This is a genomic window from Aliisedimentitalea sp. MJ-SS2 (assembly GCF_032586155.1).
Lineage (GTDB): Bacteria > Pseudomonadota > Alphaproteobacteria > Rhodobacterales > Rhodobacteraceae > JAWHTC01.
Genome location: NZ_JAWHTC010000006.1, coordinates 1 through 19808, shown reverse-complemented (window position 1 = coordinate 19808; position 19808 = coordinate 1). Strand labels below are relative to the sequence as shown.

Below are 19808 nucleotides of genomic sequence, written 5' to 3'. Positions count from 1 at the left end.
GACCATGGATGGTACCGTACTTGTTGCCGATGACGACCGGACAATTCGAACCGTCCTGACCCAGGCGCTGACCCGGGCGGGGTGCAAGGTGCATGCCACGTCGAGCTTGACCACGCTGATGCGATGGGTGGACGAGGGCAAGGGTGATGCTGTGATCACCGATGTGGTAATGCCGGACGGTAATGGTCTGGAAATGCTGCCGAAAATCCACGAGGATCGGCCGGAGCTTCCGGTGATTGTGATCTCGGCTCAAAACACGATCATGACGGCGATCAAAGCCAACGAGGCCGACGCCTATGATTACCTGCCAAAGCCGTTCGACTTGCCGGACCTGATGAAACGCACCGCCAAGGCGCTGGAAAACCGTCGCCGGGGGCCAAGTGCGCGTGACGTTGAGAGTGAGCGATCGGACGAGTTGCCGCTAGTGGGGCGAACGCAGGCAATGCAGGAGCTCTACCAGTTGGTGGCGCGGGTGATGAACACCGATATGGCGGTGATGATCTCCGGCGAAAGCGGCACCGGAAAGTCGCTTATCGCACGGGCGATCCATGACTTTTCCGACCGGCGGACTCTGCCGTTCGTAACCGTAACGGCCGGCGACTTGCGCGACCTTGAGGGACCAGCGCGAATCCTGGCACGCGCCAAGGGTGGAACGATTTTATTTGACGAAATCAATGATATAGATACTGAACTTCAGGCGCGTATCGTGCGAATGATTGACAATCCCGGCGATCACGTGCCGCGATTCATGGCGACCAGTCAAAGGGACTTGGCCACCGCAATGGAGGAAGGGTCTCTGCGCCAGGACCTTTATTTCCGGCTGGATGGTGCGGCAATCCACGTGCCCAGCCTGCGCGAGAGGGTCGAGGACATTCCCCTTTTGGTCGCGCATTTCCTGAGCAAATCGGATCGCGAAAGTGCGCCGAGCCGCTATTTTTCGGATAAGGCGATGGAATTGATGCGTAAATACAGCTGGCCCGGCAATGTGCGCCAGCTGGAAAACGCGGTGAAACGGTTGGACCTGACCGCGCGTACCGACGAGATCACCCGCGTCGAAGTCGAGGCGGTGCTAGGCAACCAGCCGGGAAACGAACCGGTTCTTGGCATGGCCGATGGAGACAAGCTTTCGGCCAGCGTGGCACGGCACCTGCGGCGATATTTCGACTTGCACGGCAACATGCTACCGCCGCCAGGGCTCTATGGCCGGATCTTGCGTGAGATGGAACTTCCGCTGATCGAGATCGCTCTGGATGCCACCGGCGGGAATCAGGCCAAATGCGCTGATCTTCTGGGCATCAATCGAAATACTTTGCGTAAGAAGATTACCGATCTGGATATTCACGTGACACGCCGCCGCAAATTGATGTAAAACCGCAACATAACAGTGGCGCGCACGCCTCAGTGCACAAAAACAGCCACAATATAAGCGGTGTTGGCGCGAAAGCGCCACTAAATCAAGAGGTCGGCGGGTGACATCCCGGGCACAATCATCCTGGTGGAACAGATTTGTTCGGCTGCGGCGCGAGCGTCGTGCGCAGAATATTGCCAATTTCGGTCTCGTGGTTCTGGCGCCGTTCCTGGTGTTGGCGACGTCGCTTGCATTGTGGAACGTTCAGCAGGGCAACAGCTCGACCACGCTCAGGATCGTGATGCTGGCCGACATGGTTTATGTCGTGATCGTTGCGGCGCTGGTGATGAGCCGGGTGGCAAGGATGATCGTCGACCGGAGATCGCAATCGACTGGATCGCGGCTGCACCTGCGATTGACCGGTGTGTTTGCCATCATGGCGCTGATTCCGACGGTGATTGTGGCAATTTTTGCCGTGTTGATGATCAATATCGGGCTTGAGGGCTGGTTTTCGGACCGGGTGCGTCAAGTCGTGGGGTCTTCCTATTCGGCGGCGCAGGCATATGAGCGGGAACATCGCGAAACTCTCGAAGGCAATGCCCGCGCGATCACCAGCGCCATCGACCTTGAACGCGTTGCACGACCCTTCATGCTTGATCCCGAGATTCGCGATGCCCTGACCATCGGTCAGCGCCTGTTCCAGCCGGCAATGCGCGAGGCCTATGTAATCGACGGCACCGGCGAGTTGCGGGTACGGGGAGAAAGCTCATATCTATTCGACTTTGAAAAACCCACCACTGAACAGATCAGCGAAGCGCGAAAAAACGGCATTGCGATCATCCAGGATTGGACCAATGACGAGTTCCGCGCCATCGTACCGCTTGAAAATTTCCCGGACCGTTTGGTCTATGTCAGCCGCACGGTGGATGGCGGTATTCTAAATCTTCTGGATGAAACCCAGGAAAACGTGCGGCTATACAATCAACTCGAATCCGAACGTGGCCGATCGCTGTTCGAGTTCGGGTTGCTGTATCTCGGCTTTGCGGTGATCCTGATACTGGCCGCAATCTGGTTGGGATTGTGGTTTGCCGAACGGCTGGCGCGCCCAGTGGGGCGGCTTGCCGGTGCGGCGCAACAAGTCGGTGCCGGGGATTTGGACGTTCAGGTGATTGAAGAGGAGGGCGATGATGAGATCGCCATGCTGGGCCGCTACTTCAACCAGATGACACGGCAGTTGAAGGGCCAGCGCGACACTCTTCTAAGCAATACCGAACAGATCGAGCGGCGGCGACGGCAATTCGATTCTGTTCTGACCTCGGTGACGTCAGGCGTCGTCGGCGTGGACCCAGAGGGCAGGGTGACCTTTGTCAATCGCTCGGCCGAGCGGCTGTTGGACTGGCAGGAAGACCAGGCGCAGGTGGCGCTGCACGTGGCGGTGCCCGAGTTCGGGCCGCTGTTCGAAAAGTTGCGCAACGGGTCGGGCCGGGTCGTTCAGGAAGAAGTTAAGGTCAGCCGTGGGGGACGGTTGGAAAACCTGTTGGTGCGAATGTCGACGCGCGCTGGCGAAGAGGGAGAACTGGAAGGTTATGTTGTCGCCTTTGATGACGTGACCGATCTGGTCAGTGCCCAGCGCATGGCCGCCTGGGGTGACGTGGCCCGACGCATTGCCCATGAGATCAAGAACCCGCTGACGCCGATTCAGTTGAGCGCCGAGCGTATCAAGCGCAAGTTTACCCGCGAGCTGGAAGATGAAAACGCCGACAAGCTGGGCGAGTTGACAGATGTGATCGTGCGCCAGACCGGTGATCTGCGCCGGATCGTCGACGAGTTCTCGAAATTCGCTCGCATGCCCGAACCGGACCGTCGCCGCGAGTGCCTGAGCACGCTGGTACGCGATGCGGTGCTGTTGCAGGAGGCCGGGCAACCCGACGTGACCATCAATGCTAATCTAATAGAGGATACATTAGAGGGCGAGTTCGATGCCACGATGATCAGCCAGGCGCTGACCAACCTGATCAAGAATGCAGGCGAGGCGACCGAGACATGGCGCGAGGCCAATGAAGGAGCCGAGGGCTATCTCCCACAAATCCGGGTTCAGACAACGCGAGATGAAAACGAGGCGGTGATCACCATAGCCGACAATGGCATCGGGTTGCCGGAAGACCGGGCGCGGCTGTTCGAGCCTTACGTTACGACGCGCGACAAGGGCACGGGCCTTGGCCTGCCGATCGTCAAGAAGATCATCGAGGAGCATGGCGGCAACCTTGCCCTTGAAGATGCGCCCGCATTTTCCGAGGGCACACATCACGGTGCCATGGCGGTGATCCGCCTGCCCGTGAGCCCCGAAACCAGCAGTGAAGATAATTTGAAAACGAAAGCAGTGTGAGACAGGACCATGAGCGATATTCTAATCGTCGATGACGAACGCGACATTCGTGAACTGATTTCCGATATTCTGGAAGACGAAGGCTATGCCACCCGGCTGGCCGGCAATTCGGATGACGCCATGAGCGCGGTCATCGAAGAGCAACCGGCGCTATTGATATTGGATATTTGGCTCAAGGACAGCCGGATGGACGGGATCGACATCCTGAAGGCGGTGAAACGGGATTACCCGGATGTGCCGGTGGTGATCATTTCCGGCCACGGCAACATTGAAATCGCGGTCGCGGCGATAAAACAGGGTGCCTATGACTTCATCGAGAAGCCGTTCAATATAGACCAGTTGTTGGTGGTGATCCGCCGCGCAATGGAGACCAGCCGGTTGCGCCGGGAAAACACTCAGCTCAAGCGCAAGGATACTTCGAGCGCCGAGATGATCGGTCAGTCAGCGGCGTTCCGCACGATGGTCGGGCAACTGGACAAGGTGACGAAATCGAATGGGCGGGTTTTGCTCTCGGGGCCTTCCGGCGTGGGCAAGGAGATCGCAGCGCGCTACATCCACACGGAATCGACCCGCAGTGACGGGCCTTTTGTTGTCGTGGGCTGCGCTTCGATCGAACCGGACCGGATGGAAGAGGTACTGTTCGGCCGTGAAAGCGGTGAGCGCGGCATCGAACCCGGCCTTCTGGAAGAGGCCCATGGCGGGGTGATCTATTTCGACGAGGTTGCCGATATGCCGCTTGGCACCCAGTCAAAAATCCTGCGTGTGCTGGTGGACCAGCAATTTCTTCGGGTTGGCGGCAATGACAAGGTGCGGGTTGACCTGCGGGTGATTTCATCGACCTCGCGTGACTTGATGTCCGAAATCGAGGCGGGGCGGTTCCGCGAAGAACTCTATCACCGGCTCAACGTGGTTCCGATCCCGGTACCGGCGCTGGAAGAGCGGCGCGAAGACATTCCACACCTGGCAGCGTATTTTATCGAGGAGTTCAACCAGACCCAGGGTCTGCCGCAACGGCCGTTGTCGGAGGAGGCGGTTGCCCTGATGCAGACCATGACCTGGCCCGGCAATGTGCGCCAGCTTCGCAATATGATCGAGCGGTTGCTTATTCTGGGTGATGGCACGGGTGAGATCGAGGCCAAGGAACTGCCTTCGGAAGAGGAAAAACCTGCTGATGACGGCCGCGTGGTTCTGTCTGGTGTGTTGGCAACGCTGCCTCTGCGCGAGGCGCGCGAGGCGTTCGAGCGGGAATACCTGCTGACCCAGATCAATCGGTTTGGCGGCAACATCTCACGCACGGCGCAGTTTGTTGGCATGGAGCGCTCGGCGCTGCACCGGAAACTCAAGAGCCTCGGTGTTGTGACAACCAACAAATCGGGCGCGCGGATTGCGACCGTGGATGAAGGGGCTGAATAAGCCGACTTGGTGATCCTTGAAAACGACAAAAGCGCCCGTTCTGGCGGGCGCTTTTTTCATGTTGATTGAACGTCTTGGCTCAGCGGCCGAAGCTTTCCGAGATTCCGAGAACCTGTTGCTCTTGCGGAGTCAGCGATTTACGCGCCTCATGGGCAAATCTCCGTGTAGCTGTCGGGCGGGGCGGGCGGGCCGCCTTTTGTGATTGCATTGCAGCCAGGTTCGACTGGCGGATCAATTCGAACAGCCGCGCATGGCGTGCGGTCCGCGGTTCGCTGGTCATCGGCATCTCGTGTGTCATCTTTACTTGGTCCCTTGAAACTGAATAAAACGGCCGGATCTGGCCTGGATCAGGCTCAAAATCACGTGGAAATGCGGCAAATTCGGTCCAAAATCACACCGATTTCGTGGTTTTTGGCCGGGAATTGGGGCAGGGAACCAGCAGCGCGCGCCGGCATCATGCGGCGGCGCACACCGCCATAGCAGTCTGCGAAACTGCTGCCGAAACCGCTTTAGATGGCCGGAGCGACGAGGCCCGCCAGCGCCGAAAATGGCATCTCTGGGTCCATCATCCGTTCACGCATCTGCCACAACGCTTCGGCGCGGTCCTGGGTCAATGCCGCGGTCATGGTGCGGAACTTTTCCTTGACCTCACCCAGCGCCATGGGGGCTTCGGGTCCGCCGCGGGCGTTTACATCGCCGGAATGGAAGCTGTCACCGTTGAACAGCGTCACGCTCACGTCCGACCAACGTCCGGACGGGAAGCGGACGGAATGGCGCGGCTCTTCGCGCACCGAGATACGCGGCAGGATTTCGGCAACCCGCGGATCCGACAGGCCCGTGCCGGTAATGTGGCCCGGCCCGATCTTGCCGTAGAGCAGCAGCACCGCAAGCGGGAAGGGCAGCGAGTATTGCGCCCGTTCGGAACTGTCCGGCATGCCCGGCGCCAGAGCGGCGGATTCAGCGAACGTGCTGACTTCGATGGATGCGACATCATGTGCTGAGAACGCGTGATCGTGCAGGATCGACGCCAGCGCATCCAATGCACCATGAGCCCAGCGACAGATCGGGTAGGGCTTGATGTAGTTCTTTTCCACCGTCCAGTCCTGTCCCAGATCCGCCCAGAATGGCGTGGCCTCGTCACCTTCGGCGGTAATCGCCGGGGCACCGGTAAAGCCATCACGCGCCAGGAGGGCCGACATTGAACCGACCAACGCCCCCATGCCCGAACCATCATGCAACATCGACGGGTTGGCAATTTCGCGCATCATCTGGCTGCGTGGGCCGTGGTATTCGGCAATGCCCATGGCATGGCGGAGCCGATCGGGGCTCATGTCCATCAGTCGCGCGGCCAGGGCGGCAACACCCAGCGCGTTCCATGCCCCCGAGGTGTGATAATCGCTGACGGTTGCGTGCAGCGTGATCGCGGCACGGGCCGAGACCTCGTAAGCGATGACCAGAGCTACCAGTGCATCGCGCGCCGACAGGTCAGGGCGTGGCTCGGCAAAGGCAAAAAGCGCGGGCACCACGGCACAGCCGATATGGCCCTTGGTCGGGTTATAGCCGTCGTGTCCGTCGAAATTGTCGATTTGGGTCGCGGCGGCGAAAGCGGCGCCGGGGATCGATGCGCTGCGCCCGTCGAACATCAACCTGGCAGCATTTTCCTTGCTGGCAGCGGCATGGAAGTTCACGACATGGTCGCGCGCAATCCGGCCGGCGGGCATGACATTGGCGGCGGCGGCGATGCCGATCGTGTCCAAAAGCAGGGTTGCCCCCATATCGAGCGCAGTGTCGGGAATAGTCGGGGCGCCAAGGATGAAATCGGCGACGGGTTCAAAGGACATCGTCTTACGGCCTTTCCTGAGCAGCTATGACTAGAGCCAAGTGAGCCGTCGATTCGACCGGTGATCTTGACCGAATGCGACATATCCCGGTTTTTCCGGCAGGACGATTTTGCAATTGTCCTTTCATGTCTTGCGAAGAGCAACAACAGGTCCAAGGGCGATGCTCCGCGCTACATCCGTCGCATGTCCACGGTTTCCGACTTCGCTGGGAAGCTTTTCGTTGCGAATTCAAGCAAAACGTGCAGATTTGATGACAAGAAAAAATCAGCGTTTAAAAAGTTTTGGGGATAATACGTTACCGCTGGATAGTTCTGGATATTGGGGACCCAGATGACAGGCTTTATTTCGTTTCAAAAATTGACTTCTTTTTTGGCCGCGGGCGCAGCGTTTCTGCTGAGCGCAGGGGCGGCAATCGCTCAGGCAGCACCGACAACACCGACCTTCCAGGCCGCATTGGTTCCGGACACAATCGCGGTTGGCGGCGCGTCGCAGATCACGTTCACCCTGGACAATTCGGTCGGGGTCGGGGTGCGCAACCTCAGTTTCACCGCCAATCTTCCGGCGGCGGTCACAATCGGGACCGGCGGGGTGAGCACGACCTGCCTGGGAGCCAGTGCCGGTGGCGTGGTGGGCAGTTCCACCGTGACCTACACGGCCGGTTCGATGAGCCCGGGCGCTGTTTGCACTCTCACGGCCTTTGTTACCAGCAGCACCGCCGGGGCACATCTGGTGGCGCCAGTCACTTTGACCACCGACGGCGGCACCTCGAGCAGCGCGGAAGTGACGCTGACGGTTGATGCGACCAGGCCTGTATTCAATGCGAGCTTTGCTCCAAGCCAGGTCTCACCGGGCGGATCTTCGGTTCTCACGCTGGAAATCGACAACACGGCGGTCGGAAGCAGCGATATCGGCTCCCTCAGTTTCAACGGGACCCTGCCGCCGGGAATTGCCATCGACCCGGCTTTTCCAGCGTCAAACACTTGCAGCGGTGCGTTTGGGGCAACGTTTTCGGCTGATCCGGCCACCGGAACCATCAATCTATTTGCCAACGGGTTTCTTCCGAATTTCCCGGCGCTATCGGCCGCAACGAGCTGTGAAATGACCATCCCTGTCAAAGGGACCACGATCGGGGAGCACACATTCGTCGCGCCATCGGTTGTCTACAACGCAACGCAAGCCACCGGTCCGGCGGCGGCGACGCTTGAAGTGACCGGGACGGCGGCAAATGCTCCCCTGATCACCAAGTCCTATGCGCCCAACCCGCCCAGCATTGTTGGCGCGAATTACAGCACGCAGGTCACCTATACCATTGCCAATACCAGTCGGGATGGCACGCTGAGCGATCTTGCCTTCAGCGACGATTACGGCGCAGTCATGCCCGGAACGCAGGTCGCGTCGGTTGTCAGCAATGGTTGCGGCGGTGCAGTTGGCACGGTCGGCTCCGGAGTTGTGAGCCTTGCGGGCGGCACGCTGGGCGCCGGTGATTGCACGATCATTGTGGCTTTGACCATCCCGGGAACCACCCCGGGCGGGCCGCAGACGATCACGTCCACCCCGGTGACCGGCATGATCGGTGCGACTCCGGTCACGGGCAACACAGCCTCGGCCACCTTGTCGATCCCCGATCCCGAGGCGCCTTCGGTGACGATGTCCTTTACCGATGCGGCCATCGGGGCCGATACGACCATGAGCGTGACCATTACCAACCGCAGCGCGGTCTCATCGGCGACGGGAATTGAGTTTTCGACGAACTTCCCCGGGGATTTCCCGATTGAAGGGTTTTCGGCTCTGCCTGCAAATGGCGATTGCGGTGCCGGAAGTACCTTTGCGGCAACATCGCGCTTCAACCCGCCACCGCCCGGCGACGTGACACCCGCGGCCCTGAGCATGACAGGGGGTACCCTGGCAGCCGGGGCAAGCTGTACGTTCCAGGCAACAGGGACGGTTTCATCCGGCACACCGCCGGGCACCTATACTGGCCACAGCAATGCGGTTACCGCCACGATGTCCGGAGCGCCGGTGGCATCGCCAACGGCGAGTGCAACGCTCGCCGTTGGTGGCGATCTGCAGATGACCTTTACCAAGTTGTTTACGCCCAGCGTGATTGGGCAGGGCGGATCCGTCACCGCGCTTTATACCATTCACAACCAGCCGGAATCCGGGGGCACAGCGACGAACATCACGTTTTCGGAAACGTCGACCCTGTTTGACTCGGCAGGGTCCCCGACCAGTGATTGCGGCGGAACGCTGAACGTGACCGCCGGATCGGTCAACCTGTCCGCCGCCTCGCTGAACGCGGCTGAGAGCTGTCAGATTTCGGTACCGCTGGTGGTCGGGGCAGCAGCCCCAAGCGGCACGCATTCCGTTGCCACCTCGAACCTCACTGCCGGTCTGAACGGGGTGGGGAGCGATTCTTTCCCCGGCGCTTCGGCTGATCTGACCATTTCGGCAATCGCCATCGAAGCGGAATATGTGAATTCGCCGGTTTTGCCTGGGGGCACGGCATTGCTGCGCTACACCCTGCGCAATACCGGCCCTGTCGATGCAACGTCGGCCTTTTTCACTCATGCCCTCGGCGGCGGTGGAGCCGCGTTGACGGCAAGCATGCCACCGGCCAGCAACAGCTGCGGCGGCACCATGTCGGGAACGACCAATCTGCTGTTCGTGGGCGGGACCATTCCTGCCGCGGGCAGCTGTATCATCGACGTGAACGTGACCGTGCCGGGGGGGACAGCGAGCGGAAATTATTCCTCGTCGACCTCGAACCTTGTCGCCACTGTCAATGCATCGACCGTGATTGGGAACACGGCCTCGCCGCTTCTGACGGTGAACAGCGCGCGCCTGCTTCTCGACAAGACCTTCGCTGCGGCACATGTGTTGCAGGGCGGTACGGTGCCGATGACCCTGACCCTGACCAACGGCGATGCGGCCAATACCGCAACCGGCCTGGCTGTTTCGGACGACCTCGGGGCGTTTGTCACCGGCGCCACAGCAAGTGCGCCGACCGCCGATGATTGCGGCGGTACGGTTACGGGAAGCGGCGTGCTCTCCCTGTCGGGAATCACTTTGGCCGGCGGGGCGTCCTGTTCGGTGACAGTGAATGTGACCATTCCGGGTGGCACGGCACCGGGAAGCTACACCAATACCACCAGCACGTTGTCCGGCACTATCCTGTCCACACCGGTCACCGGTGATGCGCGCAGTGCCAATCTCGAAGTGCGCAGTGCAGACCAGCCGACCTTCACCAAGTCCATTGCGCCCGGTACGATCAACGCCGGGGACAGCGCGACGGTGACCTACACGATCACCAATCCGCCGGGCGGTGCGTCGCTTGCGTCGCTGGGCTTTACCGATGGGCTTGGCGGCATGATGACGGGTCTTACGATAACCGACTTGCCGAAAACCGGGATCTGCGGGGCTGGGTCTTCCATCAGCGGCAGTAGCCCGGTGCAGTTCAGCGGCGGCATACTTGCGCCGGGTGACAGTTGCAGCTTTACCGTCACATTGCAGGCCGCGGCGGGCGCGGCCGGCCAGTCCGGGTCGAGCACGTCAAGCGACCTGACCGATGGCGGCATCAAAGTGGCCGATCCGGTCGCCGGAGCGCTGACCGTGAACCCGTTGCCGCCGACTCTGGCCGCGGCCTATGCCCCCAACAGCATTCCCCAGGGCGACATCTCCACCCTGACCTATACTATCGACAACAGCGCCAGCTCCGGCATTGCAACCGGACTGGGCTTCACCCATGCGCTGCCGGGCGGCTTGACGATCGCGAGCCCGTCCGGGGCGAGCACGGGTTGCGGCGGGACGTTGACCGCAGATAGCGGCACCGCGTCCATGAGTTTTGCCGGTGGCTCGGTCGGGGCTGGGGCAAGCTGTACGATCCAGTTCGACGTGACCTCGACCACGGTGGGCGGTGTGAGCAGCACAACGTCCGACCTGACCAGTGGGTTCGGCACCAGCCCGGGTGCTGCTGCGTCGATGACGGTAACAGCGGCGCCTGCGCCAAGCTTTTCCAAGGCGTTCGGCACGTCTTCGATGGTGCAGGGCGACAGCACGAACCTGACCTTCACCATCGACAACAGCACTGCCCTGGTCGAAGCCACCGCTCTGGCCTTTGTCGACAACCTGCCCGCCAGCATGGTTGTGGCGACACCGGCCAACGCCTCGACCACGTGCAGCGGGGCGACCCTGACGGCGGCGACTGGTGCGTCCAGCGTGTCGCTGAGCGGCGGCAGCCTTGCCGCCGGGGCGAGTTGCCAGGTGCAGGTCGATATCACCACCGACACGGTCGGCGGGTATATCAACACCACCGAGGACCTGACCTCGTCGCTGGGCAACAGCGGCTCGGCGACGGCATCGATGACGGTGACGGCGGCGGCGGCCCCTGCCTTCAGCGCCGGGTTCGCACCTGCGTCGATCGAACAGGGGCGGGTTTCGACCCTGGGTTTCACCATCGACAATGCCGGTATCCTGGTTCCAGCCACAGGGCTGGCCTTTGATAATACCCTGCCAGCCAATGTCACGGTTGCGACGCCGCCCAATGCCAGCACCACCTGTGGCGGCGGAACGGTCAGCGCCGTCGCCGGTGACGGAGCATTTACCTTTTCCGGTGGCGATGTGGCCGCCGGGGCGAGTTGCACCGTATCCGTCGACGTCACCTCTCTGATCCTGGGGACTTATGGAAACACCTCGGGCATCCTGGCCTCATCACAAGGGCCGGGGGGTACGGCCAGTGCCAGCCTGACTGTTGCGCCCAGCCCGGTGCCCGGGTTCTCGAGCCTGTTTGCCCCGGATGAGATCCGCCAGACCGAAGTGTCGACTCTGACATTCACCATCGACAACTCTGCGGCTGCCGCGCCTGTTGGCGGGCTTGGGTTCGACGCCACGCTGCCTGCCGGGTTGGAAGTGGCTGCCGGGTCCTCGCCCGTGACCACTTGCGGCGGCACGGTAGCGGCGCCTGCGGGCGGCAGCAACATCGGGTTCAGCGGTGGCACGGTGGCGACCGGCAGCACCTGTACAGTTTCGGTTCAGGTCACCTCGGCGATCATCGGGAGCTATCCGCCGAATGCCGCGACGTTGAACACCGATGTGGGCAGCGGCGCGCTTGTCGTCGGGAATGCCCTGTCGGTTATCCGCAACCCGATCGGCCAGGTGACTTTTGTGCAGAACAGCAGCGACGATGGCAGCTTTGGGTTCAGTTCGTCCGAGGCGGCCCTGAACTTCACCATCGTTACTGCCGGCGGCACCGGCAGCCACGGACCGGTCTCGTTGAACGAAGGTACCTATGTGGTGCAGCAAACCCGACCGGCAGGTGTTGGCAATACCTCGGTGAGTTGCTCGGATGGCGACAGTAGTGTCGATGTGATCTCGGGCACCGTGACCCTGCGATTGAGCGGGCTGGAAAGTGTGACCTGCACTTTCGACAGCCAGTCGACCCAGGCCCACACCACCGAGGTTATCAACTCGTTCCTCAACCGGCGCAACAACCTGATCCTGACCAACGGGCCCAGCCGGTCCCGCCGGATGGAGCGGCTGTCGCGTGGGTATGGTACGGTCGAACGGCTGGCCTATCAGGAGGGCGATCTGGGGTCGATGACACCGTTCAGCTTCAACTTCCTGTCGCTGGGCTCGGGGAACTACAAGTTCTCGACCTCGCTGAGCCAGGCCCAACGGGCACATAAGATGTTTCTGCTAGCCCATGACGGGGTGGATGAAACAGCAACCATTGTCACCAACCGGTTCGACATGTGGTTCGAGGCCAAATACAGCGAGTTTAACGCCAGCCGCGGGTCGCGCGGGCATTTCGGCATCGCCCATCTGGGTGCCGACTATCTGGTGAATGAAAACGTTCTGGCCGGGGTGGTCCTGTCTTATGACACCATGACAGACGAGTCTGCCGTCACCAATTCGAGCGTTTCCGGGAAGGGCTGGATGTTCGGACCTTATGTCACGGCGCGACTAGGTGAACGGCTCTATTTTGACGGCCGGATTCAAGTGGGTGAATCCACGAACGACATCAGTCCGTTCAACACCTATGTCGACACGTTCATGACCAAGCGATGGCTGGTGGATGCAACCATCTCTGGCGAGTTCGAATGGAAGAACTGGACCGTATCGCCAAACCTCAGCCTGGCCTATATCGAAGAGAACCAGCGCGCCTATATCGATGGGCTTGGGGTGGCGATCCCGTCGCAGACCGTGTCGCTGGGGCAGGTCCGGTTCGGTCCCACGTTCGGCACCACATACTACCGTGGCAACCACCTTGCGATTTCACCGACCATCTCGATCAGCGGGATCTACAACTTTGGCAATCGCCAGGGGGCCGTGATCGCCAACGATACCTCGAACGAGACCAACGGGCTGCGCGCCAGAATCGAGGCCGGGGTGACGCTGAAGACGCGAACCAACACGACCCTGGAGTTCAGCGCCAACTATGACGGCATCGGCCGGCGCGACTACGAGGCCTGGGGGCTTGGGTTCAAGCTGAACATGCCGCTGGATTGAGGCCGTTCGAAAGGACGGTTATCGGCAAGCGAGACGGGCAGGGCGCAAGCGATGTGCCCTGCCATCGGATTGCGATGGCAAGTGGTGCGAACAGGTTGAAAACCATAACCTGCATCCTGCGCTGATTTGGGCTGCCGGGAAAGCCCGTTGCGGGCGTAGTGGCGGAGAGACAGGCCGCCGAGACAGTGATGCATAGACACACATTGGTCCACTCAGATAGCTCTAAGCTACTAAGATATCGCAATAAGTCAGAATTGTCTGTTGCATAGTCGCTCACAGTATTACATACAGTTACATACATTTATGGTGTCCCAGAAGGCACCCTAGAGATTGGGGTAGTAAAAGTTATGCCGAAGAAAGCGCGGGAACTCACGGCGTTGGATGTTAAGCGCTTACAGCACCCAAATCCTGCCAGCGGCCAGAAGCACCGCTTCCCCGTGGGTGGCGTGAATGGTCTTTACTTGGTTGCTGCCCCGAGCGGTGCGAGGTCATGGCTGTGGCGATACAGTTTTTGCAACCGGCGCAAAGCTATGGGCATTGGGCCTTATCCGGACGTGACGCTGGCGATGGCGCGCGACCGTGCTCGAGAGATGGCGGATAAAGTCTGGCGAGGAATTGACCCAAGTGCCGAACGATCAAAGCGTCGGATGACATTCGCAAATGCGATGGAAGAATTTTTAAAGGTGAAACTCGCAGAGTTCGAAAACATCAAACATCGCAAGCAATGGCGTGTGACGCTGGATACATATGCACTTCCCGTCCTCGGCGTTATGCCGGTCGACAAGATCTCGGTGGCCGATGTCTTGCGAGTCCTCAATCCGATCTGGGAGGAAAAAACCGAAACAGCTTCACGGCTGCGTGGTCGCATTGAGATGGTGCTGGCCTGGGCAACGGTCAATGGACACCGCGAAGGTGACAACCCGGCGCGATGGCGCGGCAACCTTGACGCGACTTTGGCAAAGCCTGGCAAAATAGCAAAGGTCATCCACCAACCTGCATTAGCAATCGACGAGGCAGTCGAGTGGTATGCAGACGTTCGTAACCGCGATGGTATTGCAACACGAGCGCTGGAATTCCTTGCCCTTACCGCTGCCAGGTCAGGTGAAGTGCGCGGAGCAACTTGGAGCGAGATAGATCTGGATAGGTGTAAGTGGACTGTCCCGGCACAGAGAATGAAAGCACGCCGCGAGCATATTGTGCCACTTACTGAAGGGGCGGTAAAACTCTTGGTTGATGCGCCGCGCGTTTTGGATTCCGAGTACGTGTTTCCGGCTGCACGTGGCGGTGCACTCTCTGACGCCGCGATGTCAGCGTGCATGCGGCGGATCAATGAAGCACGCGCTGGCGGGTACCTAGATCGCCAATCGGGACGACCAGCGACGGTTCATGGCTTGCGTAGCACGTTTCGCGACTGGGCTGCCGATAGAGGCGTTGATCACACCCTGGCTGAATTGGTGCTAGCTCATGCAGTGGGATCCGAAACCGAGCGTGCTTATCGGCGCTCTGACATGATTGACCGACGGCGCAACCTCATGGCGGATTGGGCTTGCTTTCTGCAGGGCGAAACGTACTGGGAAGACGTTAACTCGGAGGCAAAACAGTGAGTGCGGTCAAGGTTCACAATGAGGTTCAAAAGCTGACGCCTCTTGGGTTTTCCGACTTGAAGCTGAGACGCGATGCATTGGCATTGCGAGAAAACGCAAATTCGAAGGATCTAACGGTCGAGCAGAAGATCGCGTCTCTTGAAATGGCCTTTGAGATGATGGCCGATTTTGGCGACAGGGCGATGGCTGCGCATTATGGGGTTCTAGAAGGACGACTTGCGTTTCACGGTGCTAATAAGGGGCGTGGCGGTATCACCCGAGACGAAAGGATTGTGTTTCTCCGCAGTATCGTGGTTCAGACTGACAGTCTTGAGACTTTGACCGTTGACGCATTGGCCAAAATGGTAGTTTGCGAATGGCACAATGAAGCCCGCTTATATTGGTCCTTAGGCAAGTTTCCGAATCTAGAAAAAGCAATTGTGAATTTCACTAACCGTTCGAAAAACCGTTCGGAAATCTTCGGCCGATAGAGAGAAAGCCGATTTGCATTTTTGAAATTGCGAGCGCTGCCATATTCCCTGAACGCTCAAAATGGGAATATTGGGAAGCACCTTCAACGAAGCAGGTGCTACAATGCAGTATTCAGAAGACCTTTTCCTTTCGGACGCTCAAATTGCCGAACGCTACAACATCAACCGTGTTACCGTTTGGCGTTGGTTGCAGTCAAAGCCGAGATTTCCCAAGCCTGTTGCGCTTTCTGAGCGAGTCCGCCGCTGGCGACTTTCAGAAATCATCAAATGGGAGGCCACGTGTAGCAAGGTGACGGCGCAGCGGGAGTCCAATGATGTGCTTTCCTGACCGCTTCATCACGTGGGAGTTCATGGATGCGAGCGGGAAATCGAATCCTGCGATAGCGCCATGCGGTCCGACCGTCGACGCAGCTAAAATTTCTAACGATCCATCGAACTGGTGGAGCACTACCCTAGCCTGGATGGACAGTCGCGAACGGGCCGTCGCGTAAACTCACCCGCACCCCTCAAACCGGGCACGGGCGACATAGTCATGTGGTCGTTGGAATGTCCTCATGATATACACAGATCCCCTTAGAATCAATGGGTTACTTGATATGAACACCTTTCAAACTGGCAGACTGCCGGAGGGCACAATCATGACTTATCCAAACCGACCGCAATACATCCTGCACCGCGACAAGGTGCCGTGCGACTCCACCGGGCAGAACATCGATCCGCACAATCCGGCGCAATGGATGACGCATGACCAGGCGCAAGCGGAAGCGGCGCGATGTGGTCTTGAAGTCGGGTTCGTCCTGACCGCTGCGGATCCGTTCTTTGTCGTTGATCTGGACAAATGCCGCGACGCGTCCGGTGCATATGACGAGCGGGCGCACCACTGGCACCGGGTGCTTGCCGGGGCCGGGGTCGAACTGTCCCGATCCGGTACGGGTCTGCACTTCTGGGGATGCTGCGACCAGGCAATTGCCAAGGAATACATGAATCGCGCCGACGGATATGAATTCTACACGTCCGGTCGATTTATCGCACTCGGAACCGACATGCGCGGTGATCCTGGGCGGGATTACACCGAGGCGTTGCGGGGTGCGTTGACGCCGCGTCCCGTCGAGGCCGGGGCAGGGGTGCCCGGTGACGGTCCGGTGCCGGAGTATACCGGACCGACAGACGACGCGGAATTGATCCGGATGATGTTACAGTCACGACCCGGCCCCGCGGCAGCGTTCGGATCGAAAGCGACGTTAAAACAACTCTGGACCGGCGACGTTGAAGCGCTGTCACGTGTGTTTCCAGCATACAGTGATGACGATTTCGATCGGTCGTCAGCCGACGCCGCTTTGTGTTCGCATCTGGCGTTCTGGACAGGGAAAGACGTCGCGCGGATCGAACAGTTGTGGTTGCAGTCACCGCTTGCTGCGTCCCGACCCGACAAAAAGAAACTACAACGAAAGGACTACGTTTCCAGGACGATCGAGAGTGCCGCTGAGAAAGTCGGTGCCGTCTATACCGGAGCCACGGAAACCAACGTCGACGACGCTACAAGCCGCCGGTTGGTTGCGTGGCGTACGCATCACGATATGGCATTAGCGTATGCAAATGAAAACCGTGGCAATCTTTTCTACAACGACGACAAGAATGTTTGGCTTCGGTTCGAAGGCACCCACTGGTGCGAGCAAAAGAAGGGTGCCGTCATTCACGATATACGTTTTTTTTGTGACAGAAATAGCCTTCCAGAGGCCAAGAGCCCACGATCTACGAACTTCATCAAGAACGTCGAGACACTCGTTCAAGCCGATACTGATTTTTCTCGAAAGTCGGACGACTTCGACAGGGATAACTACCTGCTGAACACACCTGATGGGACCGTCGATCTGCGAACTGGCATAGTTCGGCCTCACAAGGCAGAAGACATGATTTCCAAGTTGACTGTGGTCGGCCCAAGACACATGGAAAACACGCGGTGGTCCAGTTTCGTAGATGAAGTCTTCTGTGGTGACGCAGACTTGATTGAAACTGCTCAAGCCATGTTGGGGGCCTGCCTCAGCGGAGCGATCGAAGAACACTGGTTTTGTTTTGCTTACGGCACTGGTCGGAACGGAAAGAGCGTGTTGTTTGACTTGATCAAGCGGATCTTGGGAGATTACGCGAAAGTAGCCCCTTCAAGTCTGATCGCGCAAAAGAAGCACTCAGACCATAGGGAAGGTATTGCTCGCCTCCAGGGCGCGAGGTTGGTGATCGCCTCAGAGGTTGAAGCAAATTCCCATTTTGCTGAGGCACTTCTCAAAGAAATCACGGGCAATGAGACTCTGACTGCTAGATTCATGCATGGCCCCACTTTCGAGTTCAAACGTACGTTCAAGTTCTGCGTTGTTGGAAACCACAAGCCCAAAAGCCGCAACGCGGACAGAGCCTTCACCAGACGCTTGAAAATCTTGCCATTCAGAGCTGATTTCGCCAGCACCGCTGACCCGAACCTGCCGGAAATGCTAAAGAACGAAGCTCCGGCAGTTTTACAATGGTTGATAGATGGTCACAGAAAGTGGCTCGAGAATGGCAAGTCAGTGCCCACGTGTTCAGCCGTGGAAGCGGAACTCGACGATTGGAAAGAAACACAGCTTACGCCTGAGAATTGGATTTCAGAGTGCCTGAAAAAGGCCTCAGATGATGGCCGCAGCAACGTGAACTGGCCAAAATCCTCCGAACTGTACAATAACTACAAAGTTTGGGCACATCAAAACAGTGTGCATGCCATGCCATCGGATCGCTGGAGGGAGCATATGGAGCGCGCTGGCTTCGAGCGTGTAAAGTCAGATGGCGTTAGGTACAAATATGTAGAAATAAGCGACCCTGCGCCCGACTCTTTTACAGTGTTGCCTGGTGGGCGTTCTCTGCCCGGCTGAGGCAGTCCTTTGAGGTGAAGGCAAATAAACAATCAACGGCCGCGTCTCCCGCAATGGGCGTTCATTGAGAACGGGATTGGGACTGGATTGCGGGTAAGCTGGCCTCGGTGCTCGGTTCGGAATATGCCGCCGTCGACCCAATGGGGACCTCCATGCGACCTGCCTCCGCCGCAACGCGGCGTCACGAAAGCGGCCGTTGGCAAAGTAGCGCAGCATTTGCAAAAAGCGGGACGGAGCCGCCGTTCGCAATTTTTGCAATATCCGGATATTCTGTCTTGGTCACACTGGGAGGTATCGGATGTCGTCTCTATCAAAAAGCATGTTTCATGAAGGTCATCGCGAGTTGCAGGATAGGTTTGACGGGCGCCGAATGGCAGACGCTTTGGAAAAGCATCGTCGGTTTTCTGAGTTCCGGGAGCAAGATGTCGCATTCATTGAGGGCGCGGAGTTTTTCTTCATAGCGACTGCTCATATGCAAAGCGTCGACTGTTCCTTTCGGGGCGGTGCGCCCGGATTTGTGCGTGTCACAGGTCCGACGCGATTGGAGTGGGCGGATTATGATGGCAACTCAATGTATCGCAGCCTCGGCAATGCATTGAAATCACCGCGAATTGGACTTCTATTCATAGAATATGGGGCTCAGCCAAAACGTCTGCGCGTCAATGGCAATTGCACTCTTGTCGACGGCCCAACGAAGGAAGGCCACAAGATGACCGTTCGTGTCGACGCCGACGAGATCTTCCCAAACTGTCCGCGCTATATCCCCGATTTGACCAAAGCTGCTGCTTCCTCCTTTATACCGGACGAGACCGGGGCCAGCGCTAAACCAGAATGGAAAAACGCCGAGGACTTGCGCGATGCACTTCCGGAAAAGGACCCACACCGTCAATAGCTGCATAGCTAATCGGTGATGTTGTTTATGTCTGCTAAGGGCTCTTTTAACTATTCGCCGCGCGCTAGCCGAACGACTGCCATGCCTGCCGGAGCTGGTTGCGACGACCCATTTCGGCACCGAAATCACTCGTCTTCAATCAAACGAGCGCGTTTCCACGATGAACGGTCCAGCTCACGTCGATATCCTTGATTGCATCGAAAAAATCTTTGACATGAGTATATTCGCGATGCTCATCAAACGCAGCTTGGTCAGCGAAAACCGCAACGACGGCCCCAGTTCCTTCCTGTTCATCAAAAACAAGGACATCGAAACGCAAGCATCCCGGTTCGTTTTCGCGGGCAGCTCTCAGTTCATTTCGGGCAGCCGATACTGAGCAGCCTCATCTGACTGGGCCAAGATGATTGTTAGTGCATGATTGGCCTCTGATCCATGGTTATGATGGCTTCA

General features: G+C 58.7%; 12 protein-coding genes. 9 read left to right on the top strand and 3 right to left on the bottom strand.

Features of this window, described 5'->3' with window-relative positions; all coding sequences use genetic code 11:
* Positions 1-4: 4 nt before the first annotated feature.
* The 3 genes from RXV86_RS20075 (at position 5) to RXV86_RS20065 (ending at position 5147) form a co-directional block, all read left to right on the top strand.
* Entirely contained in the window at positions 5-1369 is a 1365-nt protein-coding gene (locus tag RXV86_RS20075) for a response regulator (RefSeq protein WP_316302317.1), read from the top strand.
* A 100-nt stretch (positions 1370-1469) separates the two neighbouring features.
* A complete protein-coding gene (locus RXV86_RS20070; protein WP_316302316.1) occupies positions 1470-3734 on the top strand; it encodes a PAS domain-containing sensor histidine kinase in 2265 nt (754 codons plus the stop codon).
* A gap of 9 nt (positions 3735-3743) precedes the next feature.
* The gene (locus RXV86_RS20065; RefSeq protein ID WP_316302315.1) at positions 3744-5147 is read left to right on the top strand and encodes a sigma-54 dependent transcriptional regulator; all 1404 of its coding nucleotides are present in this window, start codon (positions 3744-3746) and stop codon (positions 5145-5147) included.
* A gap of 79 nt (positions 5148-5226) precedes the next feature.
* Here RXV86_RS20065 and RXV86_RS20060 read toward each other — a convergent pair whose 3' ends face one another.
* Together RXV86_RS20060 and RXV86_RS20055 are read right to left on the bottom strand one after the other, a co-directional pair.
* The gene (locus tag RXV86_RS20060) at positions 5227-5445 is read right to left on the bottom strand and encodes a hypothetical protein (protein WP_316302314.1); all 219 of its coding nucleotides are present in this window, start codon (positions 5443-5445) and stop codon (positions 5227-5229) included.
* A gap of 211 nt (positions 5446-5656) precedes the next feature.
* Positions 5657-6988, bottom strand: a complete 1332-nt coding sequence (locus tag RXV86_RS20055) for an MmgE/PrpD family protein (RefSeq protein WP_316302313.1) — start codon at positions 6986-6988, stop codon at positions 5657-5659.
* A gap of 357 nt (positions 6989-7345) precedes the next feature.
* On the opposite strand from RXV86_RS20055, the gene RXV86_RS20050 reads away from it, so the two are divergent.
* The 6 genes from RXV86_RS20050 (at position 7346) to RXV86_RS20025 (ending at position 19358) form a co-directional block, all read left to right on the top strand.
* Positions 7346-13492 carry an autotransporter domain-containing protein gene (locus tag RXV86_RS20050; protein ID WP_316302312.1) on the top strand — a complete coding sequence of 2049 codons (6147 nt, stop codon included), beginning with the start codon at positions 7346-7348 and terminating at the stop codon, positions 13490-13492.
* Between the two features lie 347 nt (positions 13493-13839).
* Positions 13840-15096, top strand: a complete 1257-nt coding sequence (locus tag RXV86_RS20045) for an integrase arm-type DNA-binding domain-containing protein (protein WP_316302311.1) — start codon at positions 13840-13842, stop codon at positions 15094-15096.
* Positions 15093-15566: a hypothetical protein gene (locus RXV86_RS20040; protein ID WP_316302310.1), complete on the top strand. Its 474-nt coding sequence runs from the start codon at positions 15093-15095 to the stop codon at positions 15564-15566. Before RXV86_RS20045 ends, RXV86_RS20040 begins: the two co-directional genes overlap by 4 nt.
* 61 nt (positions 15567-15627) lie before the next feature.
* Complete coding sequence (locus RXV86_RS20035) at positions 15628-15894, top strand: AlpA family phage regulatory protein (protein WP_316302309.1); 267 nt, start codon at positions 15628-15630, stop codon at positions 15892-15894.
* A 310-nt stretch (positions 15895-16204) separates the two neighbouring features.
* Positions 16205-18466 carry a phage/plasmid primase, P4 family gene (locus RXV86_RS20030; protein WP_316302308.1) on the top strand — a complete coding sequence of 754 codons (2262 nt, stop codon included), beginning with the start codon at positions 16205-16207 and terminating at the stop codon, positions 18464-18466.
* A gap of 298 nt (positions 18467-18764) precedes the next feature.
* Entirely contained in the window at positions 18765-19358 is a 594-nt protein-coding gene (locus RXV86_RS20025) for a pyridoxamine 5'-phosphate oxidase family protein (protein ID WP_316302307.1), read from the top strand.
* 139 nt (positions 19359-19497) lie between these two features.
* Here RXV86_RS20025 and RXV86_RS20020 read toward each other — a convergent pair whose 3' ends face one another.
* Positions 19498-19710, bottom strand: a complete 213-nt coding sequence (locus tag RXV86_RS20020; RefSeq protein ID WP_316302466.1) for an antibiotic biosynthesis monooxygenase — start codon at positions 19708-19710, stop codon at positions 19498-19500.
* Positions 19711-19808: the final 98 nt, after the last annotated feature.

Excerpts from the sequence above, each read along its gene's own strand:
- RXV86_RS20075 (WP_316302317.1), top strand. The coding sequence starts at position 5 with ATGGATGGTACCGTACTTGTTGCCGATGACGACCGGACAATTCGAACC.
- RXV86_RS20065 (WP_316302315.1), top strand. The coding sequence starts at position 3,744 with ATGAGCGATATTCTAATCGTCGATGACGAACGCGACATTCGTGAACTG.
- RXV86_RS20060 (WP_316302314.1), bottom strand. The coding sequence starts at position 5,445 with ATGACACACGAGATGCCGATGACCAGCGAACCGCGGACCGCACGCCAT.
- RXV86_RS20055 (WP_316302313.1), bottom strand. The coding sequence starts at position 6,988 with ATGTCCTTTGAACCCGTCGCCGATTTCATCCTTGGCGCCCCGACTATT.
- RXV86_RS20045 (WP_316302311.1), top strand. The coding sequence starts at position 13,840 with ATGCCGAAGAAAGCGCGGGAACTCACGGCGTTGGATGTTAAGCGCTTA.
- RXV86_RS20035 (WP_316302309.1), top strand. The coding sequence starts at position 15,628 with ATGGGAATATTGGGAAGCACCTTCAACGAAGCAGGTGCTACAATGCAG.
- RXV86_RS20030 (WP_316302308.1), top strand. The coding sequence starts at position 16,205 with ATGACTTATCCAAACCGACCGCAATACATCCTGCACCGCGACAAGGTG.
- RXV86_RS20025 (WP_316302307.1), top strand. The coding sequence starts at position 18,765 with ATGTCGTCTCTATCAAAAAGCATGTTTCATGAAGGTCATCGCGAGTTG.